The sequence below is a fragment of the Streptomyces sp. NBC_00691 genome, assembly GCF_036226665.1.
Taxonomy (GTDB): Bacteria; Actinomycetota; Actinomycetes; order Streptomycetales; family Streptomycetaceae; genus Streptomyces.
In genome coordinates, this window is the sequence record NZ_CP109007.1 from 507,457 (window position 1) to 521,334 (window position 13,878).

A 13,878-nucleotide genomic window follows, 5' to 3' on the forward strand; every position below is an offset into this window, starting at 1 on the left:
AAGGCCGGGTGCTCTCCTGGTCGCCCGCCTCGCCGCAGCGCGGTACACCGACCGCTTGCCGTCGCGGGTGGGGCCGACGGGGAGACCGGGCACGACATACTTACCGGCCGGTAAGGTATGCGCTACCCTCCCTCACGCCGTCACCGCCCCTCCGCCCGAAGGAATCCGATGTCCCGGTCCGCCCGCTCCGCCTTCCTGCTCGCCGGCCTGCTCGCCTCCGCGGGCGTCGCCCACTTCGTCTCCCCCAAGCAGTTCGACGCCACTGTGCCGAAGTCCCTCCCGGGCAGCCCCCGGGCCTGGACCCAGGCCAGCGGAGTCGCGGAACTCGCCCTCGCCGCCGGGCTCGTCGTCCCGGCGACCCGCAAGGCCAGCGCCCGCGCCTCGGCCCTGTTCTTCGCCGGCGTCTTCCCCGCCAACGTCAAGATGGCCTACGACTGGCGAGACCGCTCACCGAAGGCCCGGGCGATCGCCTACGGCCGGCTCCCCCTCCAGATCCCCCTGATCCTGTGGGCCCGCGGCATCGGCCGCGCCGACTCCTGACGTCACAGGGCCCGGGCCGCCGCGCCCGCCCCACTGGGGGCGGGCGGGAGCACCCGGCCCCGATCGGCCCGCCGGCCGCCGCACGCCGGGCGACACGCCCGTCAGCGCCTCGACGACGGGCGTGAACGGGGCAGCGCGCGCAGGACGTCGTCGAGCCGGCTGGAAGGACACCCTCCTGCTGCCCCGGGCACCTCGATGCGGCTCATCATGCGCTTCGCCGACCACGCGGATCCGGCCGGCCCGTACATGTACCACTGCTACATGCGGTACCACGAAGACCAGGGAATGATGGGTCAGTTCATGGTCCTGGGCCGGGGCCGATGCCCCCGCCCGCTCGGCGCCCCTCACGCCGGCCGTCACTGAGAGGCCGGACATCCTGGCGTCGGACGTACCGAGAGGGCATCGGACGTACCGAGAGGGCGTCAGCCCTCGTCGAAGCCGCGGAAGGTCCCTGACGCGTCAGTGGCGTCGGCGAACTCCGCGAAGTCCAGGTTGGCGATGCCGAGGTTGGTCGAGACGTCGGGGAACCACCGCGCGGGCACCCTGAACGTCCGCCCGGGCTCGTCCGCGAGGTCCACGGCCAGGAGCGGGCGGCCCGGATCCTTCATCGTGGCCGCGTCCGCCAGGAACACGTAGACGATCTGGTCGTCCACGTCGGCGGCGGCCTCCTCGTCCACCAAGGCCTGGACCCCCACGTCGGTGAAGCGAGGCTCGCTGACATACGTGGCGTGGGGGTACTCGCCGGCCGCGTCGAGTGCGGCCCGTACCGCGTCCCAGGCTCCCTCGGAGCCGAAGTCGGTACGCAGGACCAGCGAGGTCAGGTCATCAGGCTGCGGCAGAGGCATCCGGTGATCCTCTCACCTCGCGCTGACACCGACGACAAGCAGCCGCCCACGCCACAGGGCCGCGAGGCCCTCCCCCCTCGCGCGTCCGCCGTGGGGTCGCCGCCGGTCCTTCGGATCACCAGTCCCGCGTGGCGATCAGTTCCTCCGCGTCGGCGTCCGCGAAGCCGTAGGCCGACGCGACGCGCCAGAAGTCCTCGGCTATCGCCTCCCGCGCGACCGTCTCGATCTCGCTGCCCGCCGGCGCGCACGAGGCCGGGAGGTTCTCCGTCACAGGCCCCGTGGACCGTCGCGTCGGCGTTTCGGCCACCGCCGCGTCGGCGGCCGACCCAGCCCCGACAAGGGTCGGTGTATCCGGAACGAACGAACTTTCGCCTGGAGTCAGGGATCGGAGCACGTCCAAAAGTCATGTGTTCGAAAGGACGGGGAGCGTCGTTGAGCCTGGCAACCACTCGCCGCACCCCTTCCCAGAGGCTGACATGTATCCCCTGTATCCCCTGCCGCATCCCCGGACCTCCCTTCCTCCCGCCGCCGAGCCCGCTCCGGTCCGGCTCTCGACCGCGCCGGTACGGCCCCGGCCTACCGTCGGCGTCTCCTGTGCGGCACGACCCGATACGAGGTGGTGGGGATGACGGACGACATGACCACCGCCCCGTCCTCGGTGGACGGGCCCTCGCCCTCGGAACAGCTGCTGTTCGGCGGCGAGCTGACCTACGACTACGGCTGGGGCAGCCACGACGGGGCCTGGCTGAAGCTCGGACTGCGGCAGATGGGCGGCGCGCTGCCGCGACAGGTCGCGGTCGCGATCCGGCTGGCGCGCGAGGCCGACCAGCGGGCGTTCGTCACGGTCGCCGTCTGCGAGATCGCCCGCGGCATCGCTCAGGCAGTCTCCCTGATCGCGGTCAACTCCCTCCTCGTCGAGCTGCTCGCGTCCGGCGACATCACCGGAAGGCTCCGTGCCGCGCTGCCCTCGCTCGCCCTCGTCGCCGTGTTGGCGGTGGTCGGATCGGCGTGCAAGTCGGCCTCGGCCGCCGCGACCGGGATCCTCGAGCCGAAGGCCCAACGGGTGGCGACCGAGCGCTATCTCGGGCTGGTGGCCAGAGTGGAGCTGGAGGCGATCGAGGACGACGCCTTCCACAAGCTGATGGACTCCGCGCAGTGGGGCGCCGACTCGGCCAGGCGGATGGTCGGCTACTGCACCGCGGTGGTCACCTCGGCCATCTCCCTGATCGCCGCCGCCGGTGTCCTCGCGGTGCTGCACTGGACGCTCCTGCCGCTGCTGGCGTTCATGGCGCTCCCCAGCGCCTGGGGTTCCCTCACCATGGCCAGGCACCGGTACGTCAGCTGGCACCGCTTCGTCCAGCACGTCCGGGCCGCCAAGCTGATCAGCCAGCTCCTGATCAACCCGCAGGCGGCGGCCGAGATCCGCGTCCACGACGTGGCTCCCTTCCTCCTCACCCACTTCCGGGAGATGGCGCGGACGAGCGAGCGTGAGCAGACCCGGCTCGCGTGGACCGGCGCCCGCACCCATGTGCTGGCGGACTCGGCCCGCGGGCTCGCGACCGTCGCCACCTACGGGGTCCTCGGACTGCTGCTGTGGAACGGCCGGATGGACCTCGCCGTGGCCGGCACGGCGGTACTCGCCATCCGCTCCGGCTCGGCCAGCATCACCGACCTCGTCCTGCGCGTCACGGACGTACAGGAGGAGGCGCTGTTCGTCGCCGATCTGGAGACCCTGTGCACGGAGGCCGTCCGGCGCGCCATCCCCACGGGCGGGCGCGACCTGCCCGAGGAGGTGGACGAGATCCGCTTCGAACAGGTCACCTTCACCTACCCCGGCAAGGACAGGCCCTCCCTGTCCGAGGTCGATCTGGTCATCCCCCGCGGCAGGACCGTCGCCCTCGTCGGGAGCAACGGCGCCGGCAAGTCGACACTGATCAGCCTGCTCAGCGGCGCCCGTCTCCCCGACAGCGGAAGGGTCCTCTGGGGCGGGGTGAGCACCGCTGAGGCGGACCGGGCGCAGGTCTTCGCGCGGGTGGCGATGGTCGCCCAGGACTTCTTCCGGTGGCCGTTCACCGCCCGTGTCAACATCGGCATCGGGCGTACGTCCGGTGCGATGACCGACGCGGCCGTCGAGCCGGCCGCCGCGTACTCGGGGGCCGACGACGTCGTCGCGGGACTGCCTCGTCGCTGGGACTCCCTCCTCACCCGCGGCTACAAGGGCGGGCAGGAGATCTCCGGCGGCCAGTGGCAGAAGTTCGGCCTCGCCCGGGCCCGGCACCGTGACGGCGCCGTACTGATCGTCGACGAGCCCACCAGCGCCCTGGACGCGGCCGCCGAGCAGCGGGTGTTCGACCAGATCCACCAGTTGGCCGACAAGGGGCAGACCACCGTGCTGATCACCCACCGCCTGGCGAGCGCCCGCCACGCCGATGTGATCTACGTGCTCGACGAGGGCCGGGTCGCCGAACGGGGCACCTTCGCCGAGCTCATGGATCCGGCCACCGGCACCGGGGCGTTCAGGGAGGCGTACGAGCTGCAGGCCCGCCAGTTCGTCCGGCCGGTCGTCCCGGCGCAGCCCGTACGGTCCGAGGAGAGGCCGAGGACTCCCGGCGCCCGGCCGGACGACGGGGAGACCACCTGATGACAGAGATCCTCCCGGTGAGGCCCTCCGTGGTGACGTCGCCGCCCGTCAGCGAGTCGAACCCCTCGTCCGCCCCTCCTGCCGAGTTCTCCGTGAGGTCCGACATGCCGCCTTCCCCCACCCCCGTACGCGATCTGGTCACCGCCCACCTCGCCGAGCACCCCGACGAGCACCCTGCCCTGCTCGGGGGCGGCCGGGCGCCGCAGGACGGCACCCTGCCGGACACCGCCCGGCGCGCACTCCGGGAAGAGGCCGGCCCGGAGGTCGCCGACCTGCGGCCGTACGCCGTCGAGGACGCCGCGCCGACACCCTCCGGGGCCGTCCCGCACATCGTCGGCGTCCACCTCTATCTGGAGCGCGACGGCCTGATCCTGCTGGGGCGTCGCCATCCGGACTCGGCGTACGCGGGCGGATCGTGGCACGCACTCGCCGGTCACTGCGAGGCGGAGTCGGCGACCGCGTGCCTGGTCCGCGAAGCGTACGAAGAGGCGGGCCTCGTGATCGACCGCGAGGACCTCGAACTGGTCCACACGGTGCACGTGGTCGACCGGCCCGGGGATCGGGACGGGGACCGGCCGCCGAGGATCCAGCTCTTCTTCCGGGCCTCCCGCTTCGAGGGCACCCCCGAGCTGCGGGAGCCGGACAAGTGCGTCGCGTGGCAGTGGTGGAATCCCGAGGGCCTGCCCGAACCGGTCGTCCCGTACACCCGCGCGGCAGTCGAGGGGATCCGGGCCGGCCGGCCCTACACGGAATCGGGGTGGGCGCGTTGACCGACTTCGCCACCGTGTGCGCGGCGTACTCCGCTCACTCGCTCAGCGCCCGGGGCCGCCTGCGTCACGACCTCGTCGCGCGTCGGCTCCTCGCCGAGCTGCCCGGCAGGCCCGCGCGCGTCCTGGACGTCGGCTGCGGGGACGGCGAGATGACACTGCGGCTCGGCGCGGCCGGGCACCATGTGACGGGCGCCGATCCGTCCGCGGAGATGCTCGCGGCGGCGGCCCGCCGACTGGCCTCCCGGCCCGATCTCGCCCCGCGGATCCGGATGCTCGAAGCGGGCGTGGACAGCCTTCCCTTCGAGCGGGAACGGTTCGACGCGGTGTGCTGTCACGGAGTGCTGATGTATCTCGACGACACGGCCGGCGCGATCGCCCGCCTGGCGGGGCTGGTCGCCCGTGGCGGGGTCCTGAGCGTCCTCACGAAGAACCGGGCCGCGATCGGATTCCGCGAGGCTCTTCGGGGGGAGTACCGGGCGGCGCGTGGCCTCATCGAACAGGGTGCCGCGGCGAGCGTCGGAAACCTCGGCATCGAGACGCGTGGGGACACGGCCGAGTCGCTCGACGCTCTCGCGGCCGAGCACGGGCTCGTTCCGCTCCCTTGGCAGGGGGTGCGGATCTTCCACGACCACCACGAGGACTGGGCCCCGGACCCCGAGGAGTACGCGCAGGCGCTGCGGACGGAGTGGGCGGCATCGACCCGGGACCCGTACCGGCGACTCGGCCGCCTCGTCCATACCCTGGCCCGCCACGAACCCGGACGACGGATGCCATGACGTCCACCGGCGCCGGGACGACAGGCCCCGGGAGCGCACCGCACGCGGCGCCGTCAGCTGAGACGACAGTGTGTCCGTCCTGCTCCACCGCCCTCCGGGGCACCACCTCACCGAACGGAGAGAGAAAGTTGACGACGTCCCCCGCCGACGAGCCTTCCGGCGCCGCGATGACCGATGAGGAGTACGGCGCGCTGCGCGCCTCGGCCGCGCTCTGGGCCGGGGCCTCCGTGCTGATCACCGATCAGCACGGGAAGGTCCTCGTCCAGCGTGTCGGATACCGGCCCTTTCGTCTTCTGCCCGGCGGCGCCGTCGACGCGGGGGAATCCCCCGCCCACGCCGCCGCCCGCGAGCTGCAGGAGGAACTCGGCGTCACGGCGACCCCCACGCGCGGGCTCGCCGTCGACTGGGTCTCCACCACCGGCATGAGGGTGCCCGCCGTCATGAAGTTCCCGGGCGAGATCCTGCACGTCTACGACGGTGGCGTCTGGGACGACGAGCAGATCGCCGCGATCACACCGGCCGAGGGAGAGATCGAAGCGGTCGAGTTCGTCGAGCCCGCGGACCTGCCCGGGCTGCTCTCCCCGGGCGACGCGCGCCGCGCCCTGTCCGCGCTGCGCGCCCGTGTCGACTGCGCCGGACCCGTGCTTCTGGAGGACGGAGTGCCCCTCGCACCCGGCGTCCTGGACCGGGCCGGCATCCTGCGCACCGCCCGCACCCGGCACCACGAGCCGTTTCACCCCGAACCGGCCCCGGAGTCCCTCCCGGTCCGCCAGTCGTGGGGCTGGCTCTTCGCCCCCGACGGGCGGGTGCTCGTCCTCCTCGAACCCGGCACCGGTGCGGCCTGCCTGCCGGGCGGCGCGCCCGAGCCGTCGGACCGCGGTGACGCCGCGACCACCCTGGCCCGGGAGGCCCGCGAGGAGGCCGCCGCCACCCTGGCGGACACCCTGTACCTCGGCCATCTGACCGACCCCGCCGAACCGTGCGTCCGCGTCCGCTACGCCGCGGCGCTCACCCGCCTCGGCCCCGTCCCGAGCGACCCCGCCACCGGCCGCACGTACATCCGCGTCCTGGCCACCCCCGAACAGGTCCTTCAGCTCTTCGACTGGGGCCCGGAAGCCGCCGCGCAGCTCACCGCCGTCCACACGGCCCGCACCCGCCTCGGCCTCCCCCGGGCCGCACAGCAAGCCGTCACCGAACTGGCCGGTCCCACGAGTTGGTAGGGGCCGGGGCCGACGGGACGTCGGCCCCGCGGGGCCTCCACGACGACGTTCGCAGCGGGCGATGAACGAGAGGACGTCCAAGACGGCGGGCCACAGCATGGAACTCGTCGCGTGAGTGGAAACGACCCCTAAGCCGCCTCGGACAGCAGGAAATCAGCGAACAGCTCGATCAGTGGCTGGCCGGTCAGTGGTTCCAGGAACAGGAACTGGCCCTGTGGGTTCACTTCGAGCCATACCGGCTCGTCGTCCGGTGTGAGTTTCAGGTCCACCACGCCCATGCGGAGCCCCAGGCGGCGTAGTACTTCGTCGACCTGTCTGCTCACGTACTCGGGAACGGGCCAAGCCGTGATGGGCACATTGAGGTCGGGGCGCCAGTCGAGCGCTTCCGTCGCGATGAGCGCGCCGTACATGCGGTCACCGAAACAGTTGAGCCTGACGTGTCGGTTGCCCTCGATGTACTCCTGGTAGGTGGCGGGGCAGACCTCGAACGAGCCTTCCGGGATCGACTCCGGTCCGTCCATCCAGCTGGTGTAGAGCGACGGTCCACGGGCTCCGACCACGGGTTTGACAATGGCTCGTCCGACTTCCCGGGTGAAGGCGATGACGTCTTCGCGTGACTGCGAGACCAGGGTCCGCGGCACCCGGAATCCCGCCTCCCTCGCCACCGCCAGTTGATACACCTTGTCCGAGGACCGGTCGGTTGCCTCAGGGGATGAGATCCAGTCCCCGTGGAAGGTGGCGGCGAGGACGCCGGCGAGCGCGCCGCGGCAGTCGTTGTTGATCAGACTGCGCTGGTGGGCGCTGCTCACCGTCTCGCTGATCTCCTGATCGGCCCTGGCTCGCCGCCACCACAGTCGGCTCGCCTCCTCCGGATCCACGGTCGCGCCTTCGGACGTCACCAGGCGTGCCCTTCCCGGGGCGTGGCTCTTTCCGGATCCGTGCGAATTCCACGAGACCGCCGTCCGTCCACCGATGGTGTCGCACTCCACGATGTGAAAGTCATGACCTCGACCGCGCACCGCGTGCTGCACCGCGAGCGCATGAAAGTCCTCACGGTAGGAGACGGCCAGGATCATGCCAAGTCACACATGTCGCTGCGAGAGGTGAGGTCGACTTCGCAGCCGGACTCGCAGACGTGCCCGGCGAGAGTGTCGGCGACCATCTCGAGGCCCGTGGTCAGGCGCACCGCCTCTTCCCACGCCCGGAGTTCCTCGGGACTCTTCAGCCGAACGTAACCGGTCGGCTGGGTCTTGAAGACCACTGGGGGTGGAGTGTTGACGAATTCCGCGCTCTCATCGATTCGATCGCCCAGCCTGAATTCAGACATCGTCCGACCTCCTCGGCTTGCGGTGGTGGATACAGGTGCCCCTCGTTCCACTCAACCACCAATAGGCCGTGGGTGCAGCCGGGCCGCAGCGAGGCGACGTGACGAGGGAGCCGCTGTCGTGGCGGAACGTCACACAGGTCACCCAGAGCTACTTTTCCCCCTGTCGTTTGGCTCTCGACGTCACACCGATCCGGGCTTCACTCCCCTGCCGGCGTCGCGGCTCAGGACACCCACGCAGAGGTGGCCGTCTGGACCAGCGAGCCGTCCAGGTCCGCCAGCTTCGCGCCGACGAAGGCACGGGCCGTGTCCGACGTCTGGATCCGGAAGGCAGGTCGATCGGTGGTGAGGGCCTCGGTGATCGCCTCCCCCACCGCCTCCGAGGTCTGCGCGGCCGCGAAGGCGCCCCGGGTGCGGCCGAGGTAGTTCGCCAGCGCCGGACCGTAGACACCGGCCTCGGCCGCCGCGCTCTCCCCGATGCCCACGTTCGCGACGAACTCGCTGGCCACCGCGCCGGGCTCGATCACCGCGACCGTGACGCCGACGGTGGCGGCGACCGGCGCCAGACTTTCCATGAATCCCTCGGCCGCGAACTTGGCGGCGCAGTAGGCCTCGTTGAACGGCTGGCCGACCACGCCGCCGACGCTGGTGACGGTGAGCAGCCGTCCACCGGTGGTGCGCAGGTGCGGCATGACGGCCTTGGTGACGGTGACCACGCCGAAGAAGTTGACCTCCATCACCTTGCGCACCTCGTCCACCGACTCGTTCTCGATGGTGCCGACGTGACCCGCGCCCGCGTTGTTGACCACTGCGTCCAGCCGGCCGTGGTCGGCGATCACACCGGCGACGCACTCCTCGACCGAGGTGGCGACGGTGACGTCCAGGGGGCGGATGTCGAGTACGACCCCGGCCGCCTCGGCCGCCTTGCGCAACGCGCCGGCCCGGGCCGGATCGCGCAGCGTGGCGACCGTGGTGAAGCCCGCGCGGGCGGCGGAGACGGCGGCGGCGAGGCCGATGCCGGAGGAGGTACCGGTGATCAGGACGACCTTGTCGGACATGGCGAACCCTCTCTGAGGTGATGCGGACGGCGCGATGTGACGTGCTCGGGTGGCGTCCACCGTGGCGCGCACGAGGACGTTCACGAGGCAATTACTTATGAGTCATAACCATCATGCTTCATAACTATGTGCTCGAATATTTGTCACTGTCAAGCACCTGGCTACAGTGGACGGCATGACCTCTCCCGCAGACCGGCTCGACGCGCGGGTGGTCGGCCTGTTCGCCGTCGTCAACCGCAGGTACGCGCGCGAGGCCGAGGCCGCCGCCACCGCGCACGACCTGACCCCGCTCCAGGCCAAGGCGCTGCTGTACAGCGCCGAACCGGTGCCGATGCGCGCGCTCGCCGAGCGGCTGCACGCCGAGCCGTCCAACCTCACGACACTGGTCGACCGACTGGAGGAACGTGGCCTGGTCGAGCGCCGGTCGGGCGCCACGGACCGCCGGGTCAAGCTCGTCGCCGCCACCGAGGCGGGCCGTCACACGATCGCCGAGCTGCGTACGGCCATGCCGTTCGCCGCCGACCCGCTCGGCGCTCTGGACCCCGAGCAGCGTGAGACGCTCGGCCGGCTGCTGGCGCTGCTCGCCGGCGAGCCGTGGCCGACCGACGCCACCCCGTAGGCTCCCCACCCGTGCGGCCCGGCAGGAAATGCCGCCGCCACCCGCCTGGCAGACACATGGCCTAGGCCGCGGCACGGTCGGGAAAGTATGATCAAGCGATGTCCGACATGACAGAGACCACACCCGGTTGGCTGAGCACGGACGAGCTGAACATGGCTCGGGCCCAGATGCCGATCCTGTACGTCGAAGCCGTACCCGTGCGTGTGGACGACAGCGGCGAAGTCACCAGCATCGGTCTGCTCCTCCGGATCGGCGCGGACGGAAACATCAGCCGCACCCTGGTCTCCGGCCGGGTCATGCACCACGAACGAGTCCGTGACGCACTCCTACGCCACCTGGAGAAAGACCTCGGCCCCGTGGCCCTGCCACGCGTCCCCCCTTCACTGCAGCCCTTCACCGTCGCCGAGTACTTCCCCACGGCCGGCATCACGCCGTACCACGACCCACGCCAGCACGCGGTCTCGCTGGCGTACATCGTGCCGGTGAGCGGCGACTGCCGCCCCCGGCAGGACGCCCTGGACCTCGTCTGGTTCAGCCCTCAGGAGGCGGCCTCCCCCGCCGTACAGGACGAGATGCCCGACGGCCGCGGGACACTGCTGAAGCAGGCCCTCGCGCACGTGGGGCACGCCTCCTACTGAGCAGGTCGGGCCGGAGAACCGAACGTCACGCGCCTGCCGCCCGTCTCCCGGGCGGCAGGCGCGTGTGCGTACGACCTCCCCCCGCGATGCCCACCGGAGCGGCGAACAGGACGACCCCGCCGGTGCGTTGCACCCACGTCACCACCCACCTCGAATCTCCGTTCGATTGTCAGTGGTGGGTGAGACGGTAGGTGCATCGAGTCGGAACGAGGGGGAGCTGTCATGACCCGAAGCCAGAACTACATCAACCACGTCGCCCTGGTGCTGGATGCCAGTTCGTCGATGTCCCACCTGAGCCGCAAGGTCGTCGAGGTCGCCGACCAGCAGATCGCGTACCTCGCCCGCCGTTCGAAGGACCTGGACCAGGAGACCCGCGTCACGGTGTACGTCTTCGCCGACACGGTGGAGTGCGTCATCTACGACAAGGACGTGCTGCGGATGCCGTCGCTCAAGCAGCTGTACCGCGTGGGCGGAATGACGGCCCTGCTGGCGGCCGCGCTGAAGTCGCAGCGGGAGCTCGCGCAGACGGCGCAACTGTACGGCGACCACAGCTTCCTGACGTTCGTGCTCACCGACGGCCAGGAGAACGCCAGCCACCGCTGCCCGGATGCCCCTGCCAAGGATCCGCGTGAACTGGTGGAGTCCGTGGCGGAGATGATCCGGACGCAGGAGGACAACTGGACGCTCGCCGTTCTGGTTCCGGACCAGATGGGCAGGCACGAGGCCATGCGGGGCGGCTTCCCGAAGGACAACATCGCGATCTGGGACGCGACGAGCACGCAGGGTCTGGAGGAGGCCGGCCAGGTCATCCAGGAGGCCACCGAGAAGTTCATGGTGGGGCGCAGCAAGGGCATCCGGGGATCGCGGGCCGTGTTCTCCGTGGGGGCGGAGGCCGTGAACAAGGACACGGTCGAGGCGGCGGGCCTGGCCCCGGTGGATCCCTCGGAGTACGACCTGATCGCGGTGGCCCGTGACGCGGCGATCCGGGACTGGGTCGTCGAGAGCGGGCACACGTACCGAACCGGTGGTGCGTTCTACCAGCTGAGCAAGTCGGAGAAGATCCAGGCGCGGAAGCGGATCGCGGTACTGGAGAAGAAGACGGACCGGGTGTACGCGGGGCCCGAGGCCCGCTCGCTGCTGGGCCTGCCGGACGTCGAGGTGCGCGTCAAGCCCGACCACAACGACGACTTCACGATCTTCGTGCAGAGCACCAGCGTGAACCGGAAGCTCGTTCCGAACACCCGCCTGCTGCTGATGCACTGACGCCACGTCCGGCCCGCCCGGGCCTCGCCGAACGCCCCATCGGCGGCGAGTCGTTCCTCGCCCACTTCCACACCTCTGACGAAGGCGTGGGACACACTGGGGCCGCTCGCCCGGGGGGGGTGGATCAGGGGGTGTCCGCGTCACACCTTGCGGGCCAGGAGCTCGATCTCCTGGAACTGCCGTCGGTCGGTGGGCAAGGGCTCGATGATCGTGCGTCCCACCTCCGCCAGGCCGTGGTCGCGCAGGAGCGCGGCGAGGCTGTCGGGGTGCCAGCGGTAGGCGGTCGCCACCACATGGTCGTAGCTCTGCGTCTCCGGATGCGGGCCGTCCGTCGCGGGAAAGTCGATCAAGAGGTACCCACCGGGTGCCAGGACCCGGGCGATCTCGGCCACGATGTCAGGAACGTCCTGCGGCGGGGTGTGGATGACGGACCATCGCGAGAGCACACCGCCGAGCGCGCCGTCCTCGATGTCCAGCGCGGCCATCGATCCGATCTCGAACCGCAGCCCGGGATGGGCCGCGTGCGCCAGCTCCACCATCACCGGGGAGGCGTCGACACCGAACACCTCAAGGCCCAGCCCGCGCAGATGGGCGGTGACGTAGCCCGGCCCGCAGCCGAGGTCCGCGACCTGGGCGTCGCTGCCGCCGTTCGTCCGCACCAGTTCCGCGAAGGCGCCGAGCACGGCGCGCTCCAGGGGGCGGTCCCGCAGGGAGTCCTGGAACTGCTGCGCGTAGACGGTCGCGATGGCGTCGTAGGCGTCTCGGGTCGCGTCCAGCGTGTGGGGTTCGGTCATCCGGAGACCGTATCGGGAGACCGGGGCGTGTGCGGACCGCGGGCGGCCGAAGTTGCCCGGCGCCCACCGAACCGTCATGTGCCCCTGTCCGTGGACACCACCCAGCGGTCCGCTCCCTGCCGGTCGCGCACCCGGGGACAGCCGCACGGACGAGGGGCCGGACCATGCCGAAGCATGCCGGTCCCTCGTCCGGCGTCGCCGGTCGCGTCCGACCGACCGGACCGGTCGTCAGATGCGGGTCGACAGGGGGACCGTGATCTGCTTCAGCCAGCTGCCCGCCGCGAAGTCGCGGGCCTTCACCACCACGCGGTCACGGAACACCTCCACCTGGAGCCCCTGGTTGAACGTACCGGGGACCGTGACCTCACCCCCCTTGCCGTCGTCCGTGTAGCCCGTCTGCACCGCGCCCGTGTTGATCACCGAGAATCCGTCCAGGTTGGCCGTGCCGGGGACGACCCTCCGCACGTACCAGTCCGACAGCGCGAGGTCCCAGTGCGTGTGCCCGCAGAAGAGGAAGACGTCCTTGTGGCGGCCGAGGATGCCGAGGAGACGGTCCGCCTGGAGGTAGTCGCGCGAGTAGAGGCGGTTGTGGCTGCCCGAGACCGTGTTGGGGAGCGGATGGTGGGTGACCACCATGACCGGCTTGCGGCGGTGCGCCCAGTGCGCGAGGCGCTCCTCCAGCCAGGTGAGCTGTGCCTCGCTCAGCCACACCTCGTCCCACAGCTTCGGGTCGTGGTAGTGCATGTACTTCTCCGTGCCAAGGCTCAGCACCGGAATGCCGCCGAACGAGTGCTCCGCGTACACCTTGTTGCGGCCGGCGAAGTGGTAGAAGCTGCGGAACAGCGAGTCCTCGGTGGTGCCGTTGGGCCAGGTGTCCTGCGCGAGGGTCGAAGGGTCGCGCCACTTGGGGACGTAGAACTCGTGGTTGCCGATGGCCCAGGCGACCGTACGCGCGTGGGTGTGGCGCGCGACCTCGATGCCGACCGCCGCGTACTCGGCGTCGTACCCGCGCGGAGTGATGTCGCCGGCCACCGCGAGGCCCGAACTCCCGGGGTTGGTCCGGTTCATGTCCTCCAGGGCGACTCCGAGGTCCCGGAGGTCGCCCTGGATGTCGCTGATGACGTTGAAGGCGGTGACCGGGCGACCCGGGCCGATGCGCCCCGGACCGGAATGCTCCGGGCCTGCCGCGCTCGCCGGTATCTGGGAGGCGGCGACGGCGCCCACCGCTCCTGTCGCGACGGTGAGCAGAGACCTGCGATCCACGGAGAGTTCCTCTCGGACGGGCGGTGGCCGTACTCACGCCCCGGGCACCGCTCTGTGCACTAGACCCGTTATGGATACGCAATCAGGGCGGCATGTTTCCCGACACCGGGATGTCTGCCGTGTGAAT

15 protein-coding genes and 1 pseudogene are annotated in these 13,878 nt (G+C 70.9%); 9 read left to right on the forward strand and 7 right to left on the reverse strand.

Annotated elements, in window-relative coordinates; genetic code table 11:
- The first annotated feature begins 168 nt into the window (after positions 1-168).
- Together OG392_RS02400 and OG392_RS02405 are read left to right on the forward strand one after the other, a co-directional pair.
- Entirely contained in the window at positions 169-540 is a 372-nt protein-coding gene (locus tag OG392_RS02400) for a DoxX family protein (RefSeq protein ID WP_329275008.1), read from the forward strand.
- Between the two features lie 261 nt (positions 541-801).
- The gene (locus OG392_RS02405) at positions 802-903 is read left to right on the forward strand and encodes a hypothetical protein (RefSeq protein WP_329287026.1); all 102 of its coding nucleotides are present in this window, start codon (positions 802-804) and stop codon (positions 901-903) included.
- Between the two features lie 59 nt (positions 904-962).
- Here the strand turns inward: OG392_RS02405 and OG392_RS02410 are convergent, their stop codons facing one another.
- Positions 963-1,385 carry a DUF6924 domain-containing protein gene (locus OG392_RS02410; RefSeq protein WP_329275011.1) on the reverse strand — a complete coding sequence of 141 codons (423 nt, stop codon included), beginning with the start codon at positions 1,383-1,385 and terminating at the stop codon, positions 963-965.
- Between the two features lie 115 nt (positions 1,386-1,500).
- Positions 1,501-1,704 (reverse strand): annotated as a pseudogene (locus OG392_RS02415) (DUF5713 family protein); the annotation flags it as partial.
- A gap of 306 nt (positions 1,705-2,010) precedes the next feature.
- On the opposite strand from OG392_RS02415, the gene OG392_RS02420 reads away from it, so the two are divergent.
- The 4 genes from OG392_RS02420 to OG392_RS02435 all read left to right on the forward strand — a co-directional run bounded on the left by OG392_RS02420 (position 2,011) and on the right by OG392_RS02435 (position 6,792).
- Positions 2,011-4,026, forward strand: a complete 2,016-nt coding sequence (locus tag OG392_RS02420; RefSeq protein ID WP_329275016.1) for an ABC transporter ATP-binding protein — start codon at positions 2,011-2,013, stop codon at positions 4,024-4,026.
- The gene (locus tag OG392_RS02425; RefSeq protein WP_329275019.1) at positions 4,026-4,796 is read left to right on the forward strand and encodes an NUDIX hydrolase; all 771 of its coding nucleotides are present in this window, start codon (positions 4,026-4,028) and stop codon (positions 4,794-4,796) included. The genes OG392_RS02420 and OG392_RS02425 overlap by 1 nt, the downstream gene beginning before the upstream one ends.
- Positions 4,793-5,572, forward strand: coding sequence for a methyltransferase domain-containing protein (locus OG392_RS02430; RefSeq protein ID WP_329275022.1), 780 nt, complete (start codon positions 4,793-4,795; stop codon positions 5,570-5,572). Before OG392_RS02425 ends, OG392_RS02430 begins: the two co-directional genes overlap by 4 nt.
- Before the next feature lie 128 nt (positions 5,573-5,700).
- Positions 5,701-6,792, forward strand: a complete 1,092-nt coding sequence (locus OG392_RS02435; RefSeq protein ID WP_329275026.1) for an NUDIX hydrolase — start codon at positions 5,701-5,703, stop codon at positions 6,790-6,792.
- Between the two features lie 128 nt (positions 6,793-6,920).
- Here OG392_RS02435 and OG392_RS02440 read toward each other — a convergent pair whose 3' ends face one another.
- The 3 genes from OG392_RS02440 to OG392_RS02450 form a co-directional block, all read right to left on the reverse strand.
- A complete protein-coding gene (locus tag OG392_RS02440; protein ID WP_329275028.1) occupies positions 6,921-7,868 on the reverse strand; it encodes an ATP-grasp domain-containing protein in 948 nt (315 codons plus the stop codon).
- Entirely contained in the window at positions 7,865-8,119 is a 255-nt protein-coding gene (locus tag OG392_RS02445; RefSeq protein WP_329275030.1) for a hypothetical protein, read from the reverse strand. Before OG392_RS02445 ends, OG392_RS02440 begins: the two co-directional genes overlap by 4 nt.
- 221 nt (positions 8,120-8,340) lie before the next feature.
- Positions 8,341-9,174: an SDR family NAD(P)-dependent oxidoreductase gene (locus OG392_RS02450; RefSeq protein ID WP_329275033.1), complete on the reverse strand. Its 834-nt coding sequence runs from the start codon at positions 9,172-9,174 to the stop codon at positions 8,341-8,343.
- A 175-nt stretch (positions 9,175-9,349) separates the two neighbouring features.
- Here OG392_RS02450 and OG392_RS02455 point away from each other — a divergent pair, with 175 nt between their 5' ends.
- The 3 genes from OG392_RS02455 to OG392_RS02465 all read left to right on the forward strand — a co-directional run bounded on the left by OG392_RS02455 (position 9,350) and on the right by OG392_RS02465 (position 11,694).
- Positions 9,350-9,793, forward strand: a complete 444-nt coding sequence (locus OG392_RS02455) for a MarR family winged helix-turn-helix transcriptional regulator (RefSeq protein WP_329275037.1) — start codon at positions 9,350-9,352, stop codon at positions 9,791-9,793.
- Positions 9,794-9,891: 98 nt separating this feature from the next.
- Positions 9,892-10,431, forward strand: a complete 540-nt coding sequence (locus OG392_RS02460) for an NUDIX hydrolase family protein (protein ID WP_329275039.1) — start codon at positions 9,892-9,894, stop codon at positions 10,429-10,431.
- A 222-nt stretch (positions 10,432-10,653) separates the two neighbouring features.
- The gene (locus tag OG392_RS02465) at positions 10,654-11,694 is read left to right on the forward strand and encodes a vWA domain-containing protein (RefSeq protein ID WP_329275043.1); all 1,041 of its coding nucleotides are present in this window, start codon (positions 10,654-10,656) and stop codon (positions 11,692-11,694) included.
- A 140-nt stretch (positions 11,695-11,834) separates the two neighbouring features.
- Here the strand turns inward: OG392_RS02465 and OG392_RS02470 are convergent, their stop codons facing one another.
- Positions 11,835-12,488 (reverse strand): class I SAM-dependent DNA methyltransferase, encoded by a 654-nt coding sequence (locus OG392_RS02470; protein WP_329275045.1) that lies wholly within the window; start codon positions 12,486-12,488, stop codon positions 11,835-11,837.
- 228 nt (positions 12,489-12,716) lie between these two features.
- Entirely contained in the window at positions 12,717-13,751 is a 1,035-nt protein-coding gene (locus OG392_RS02475; RefSeq protein WP_329275047.1) for a metallophosphoesterase family protein, read from the reverse strand.
- Positions 13,752-13,878 lie beyond the last annotated feature (127 nt).

Coding starts and splice junctions, on each gene's coding strand:
- OG392_RS02400 (WP_329275008.1), top strand. CDS start 169: ATGTCCCGGTCCGCCCGCTCCGCCTTCCTGCTCGCCGGCCTGCTCGCC.
- OG392_RS02405 (WP_329287026.1), top strand. CDS start 802: ATGCGGTACCACGAAGACCAGGGAATGATGGGTCAGTTCATGGTCCTG.
- OG392_RS02410 (WP_329275011.1), bottom strand. CDS start 1,385: ATGCCTCTGCCGCAGCCTGATGACCTGACCTCGCTGGTCCTGCGTACC.
- OG392_RS02420 (WP_329275016.1), top strand. CDS start 2,011: ATGACGGACGACATGACCACCGCCCCGTCCTCGGTGGACGGGCCCTCG.
- OG392_RS02425 (WP_329275019.1), top strand. CDS start 4,026: ATGACAGAGATCCTCCCGGTGAGGCCCTCCGTGGTGACGTCGCCGCCC.
- OG392_RS02440 (WP_329275028.1), bottom strand. CDS start 7,868: ATGATCCTGGCCGTCTCCTACCGTGAGGACTTTCATGCGCTCGCGGTG.
- OG392_RS02445 (WP_329275030.1), bottom strand. CDS start 8,119: ATGTCTGAATTCAGGCTGGGCGATCGAATCGATGAGAGCGCGGAATTC.
- OG392_RS02450 (WP_329275033.1), bottom strand. CDS start 9,174: ATGTCCGACAAGGTCGTCCTGATCACCGGTACCTCCTCCGGCATCGGC.
- OG392_RS02455 (WP_329275037.1), top strand. CDS start 9,350: ATGACCTCTCCCGCAGACCGGCTCGACGCGCGGGTGGTCGGCCTGTTC.
- OG392_RS02460 (WP_329275039.1), top strand. CDS start 9,892: ATGTCCGACATGACAGAGACCACACCCGGTTGGCTGAGCACGGACGAG.
- OG392_RS02465 (WP_329275043.1), top strand. CDS start 10,654: ATGACCCGAAGCCAGAACTACATCAACCACGTCGCCCTGGTGCTGGAT.
- OG392_RS02470 (WP_329275045.1), bottom strand. CDS start 12,488: ATGACCGAACCCCACACGCTGGACGCGACCCGAGACGCCTACGACGCC.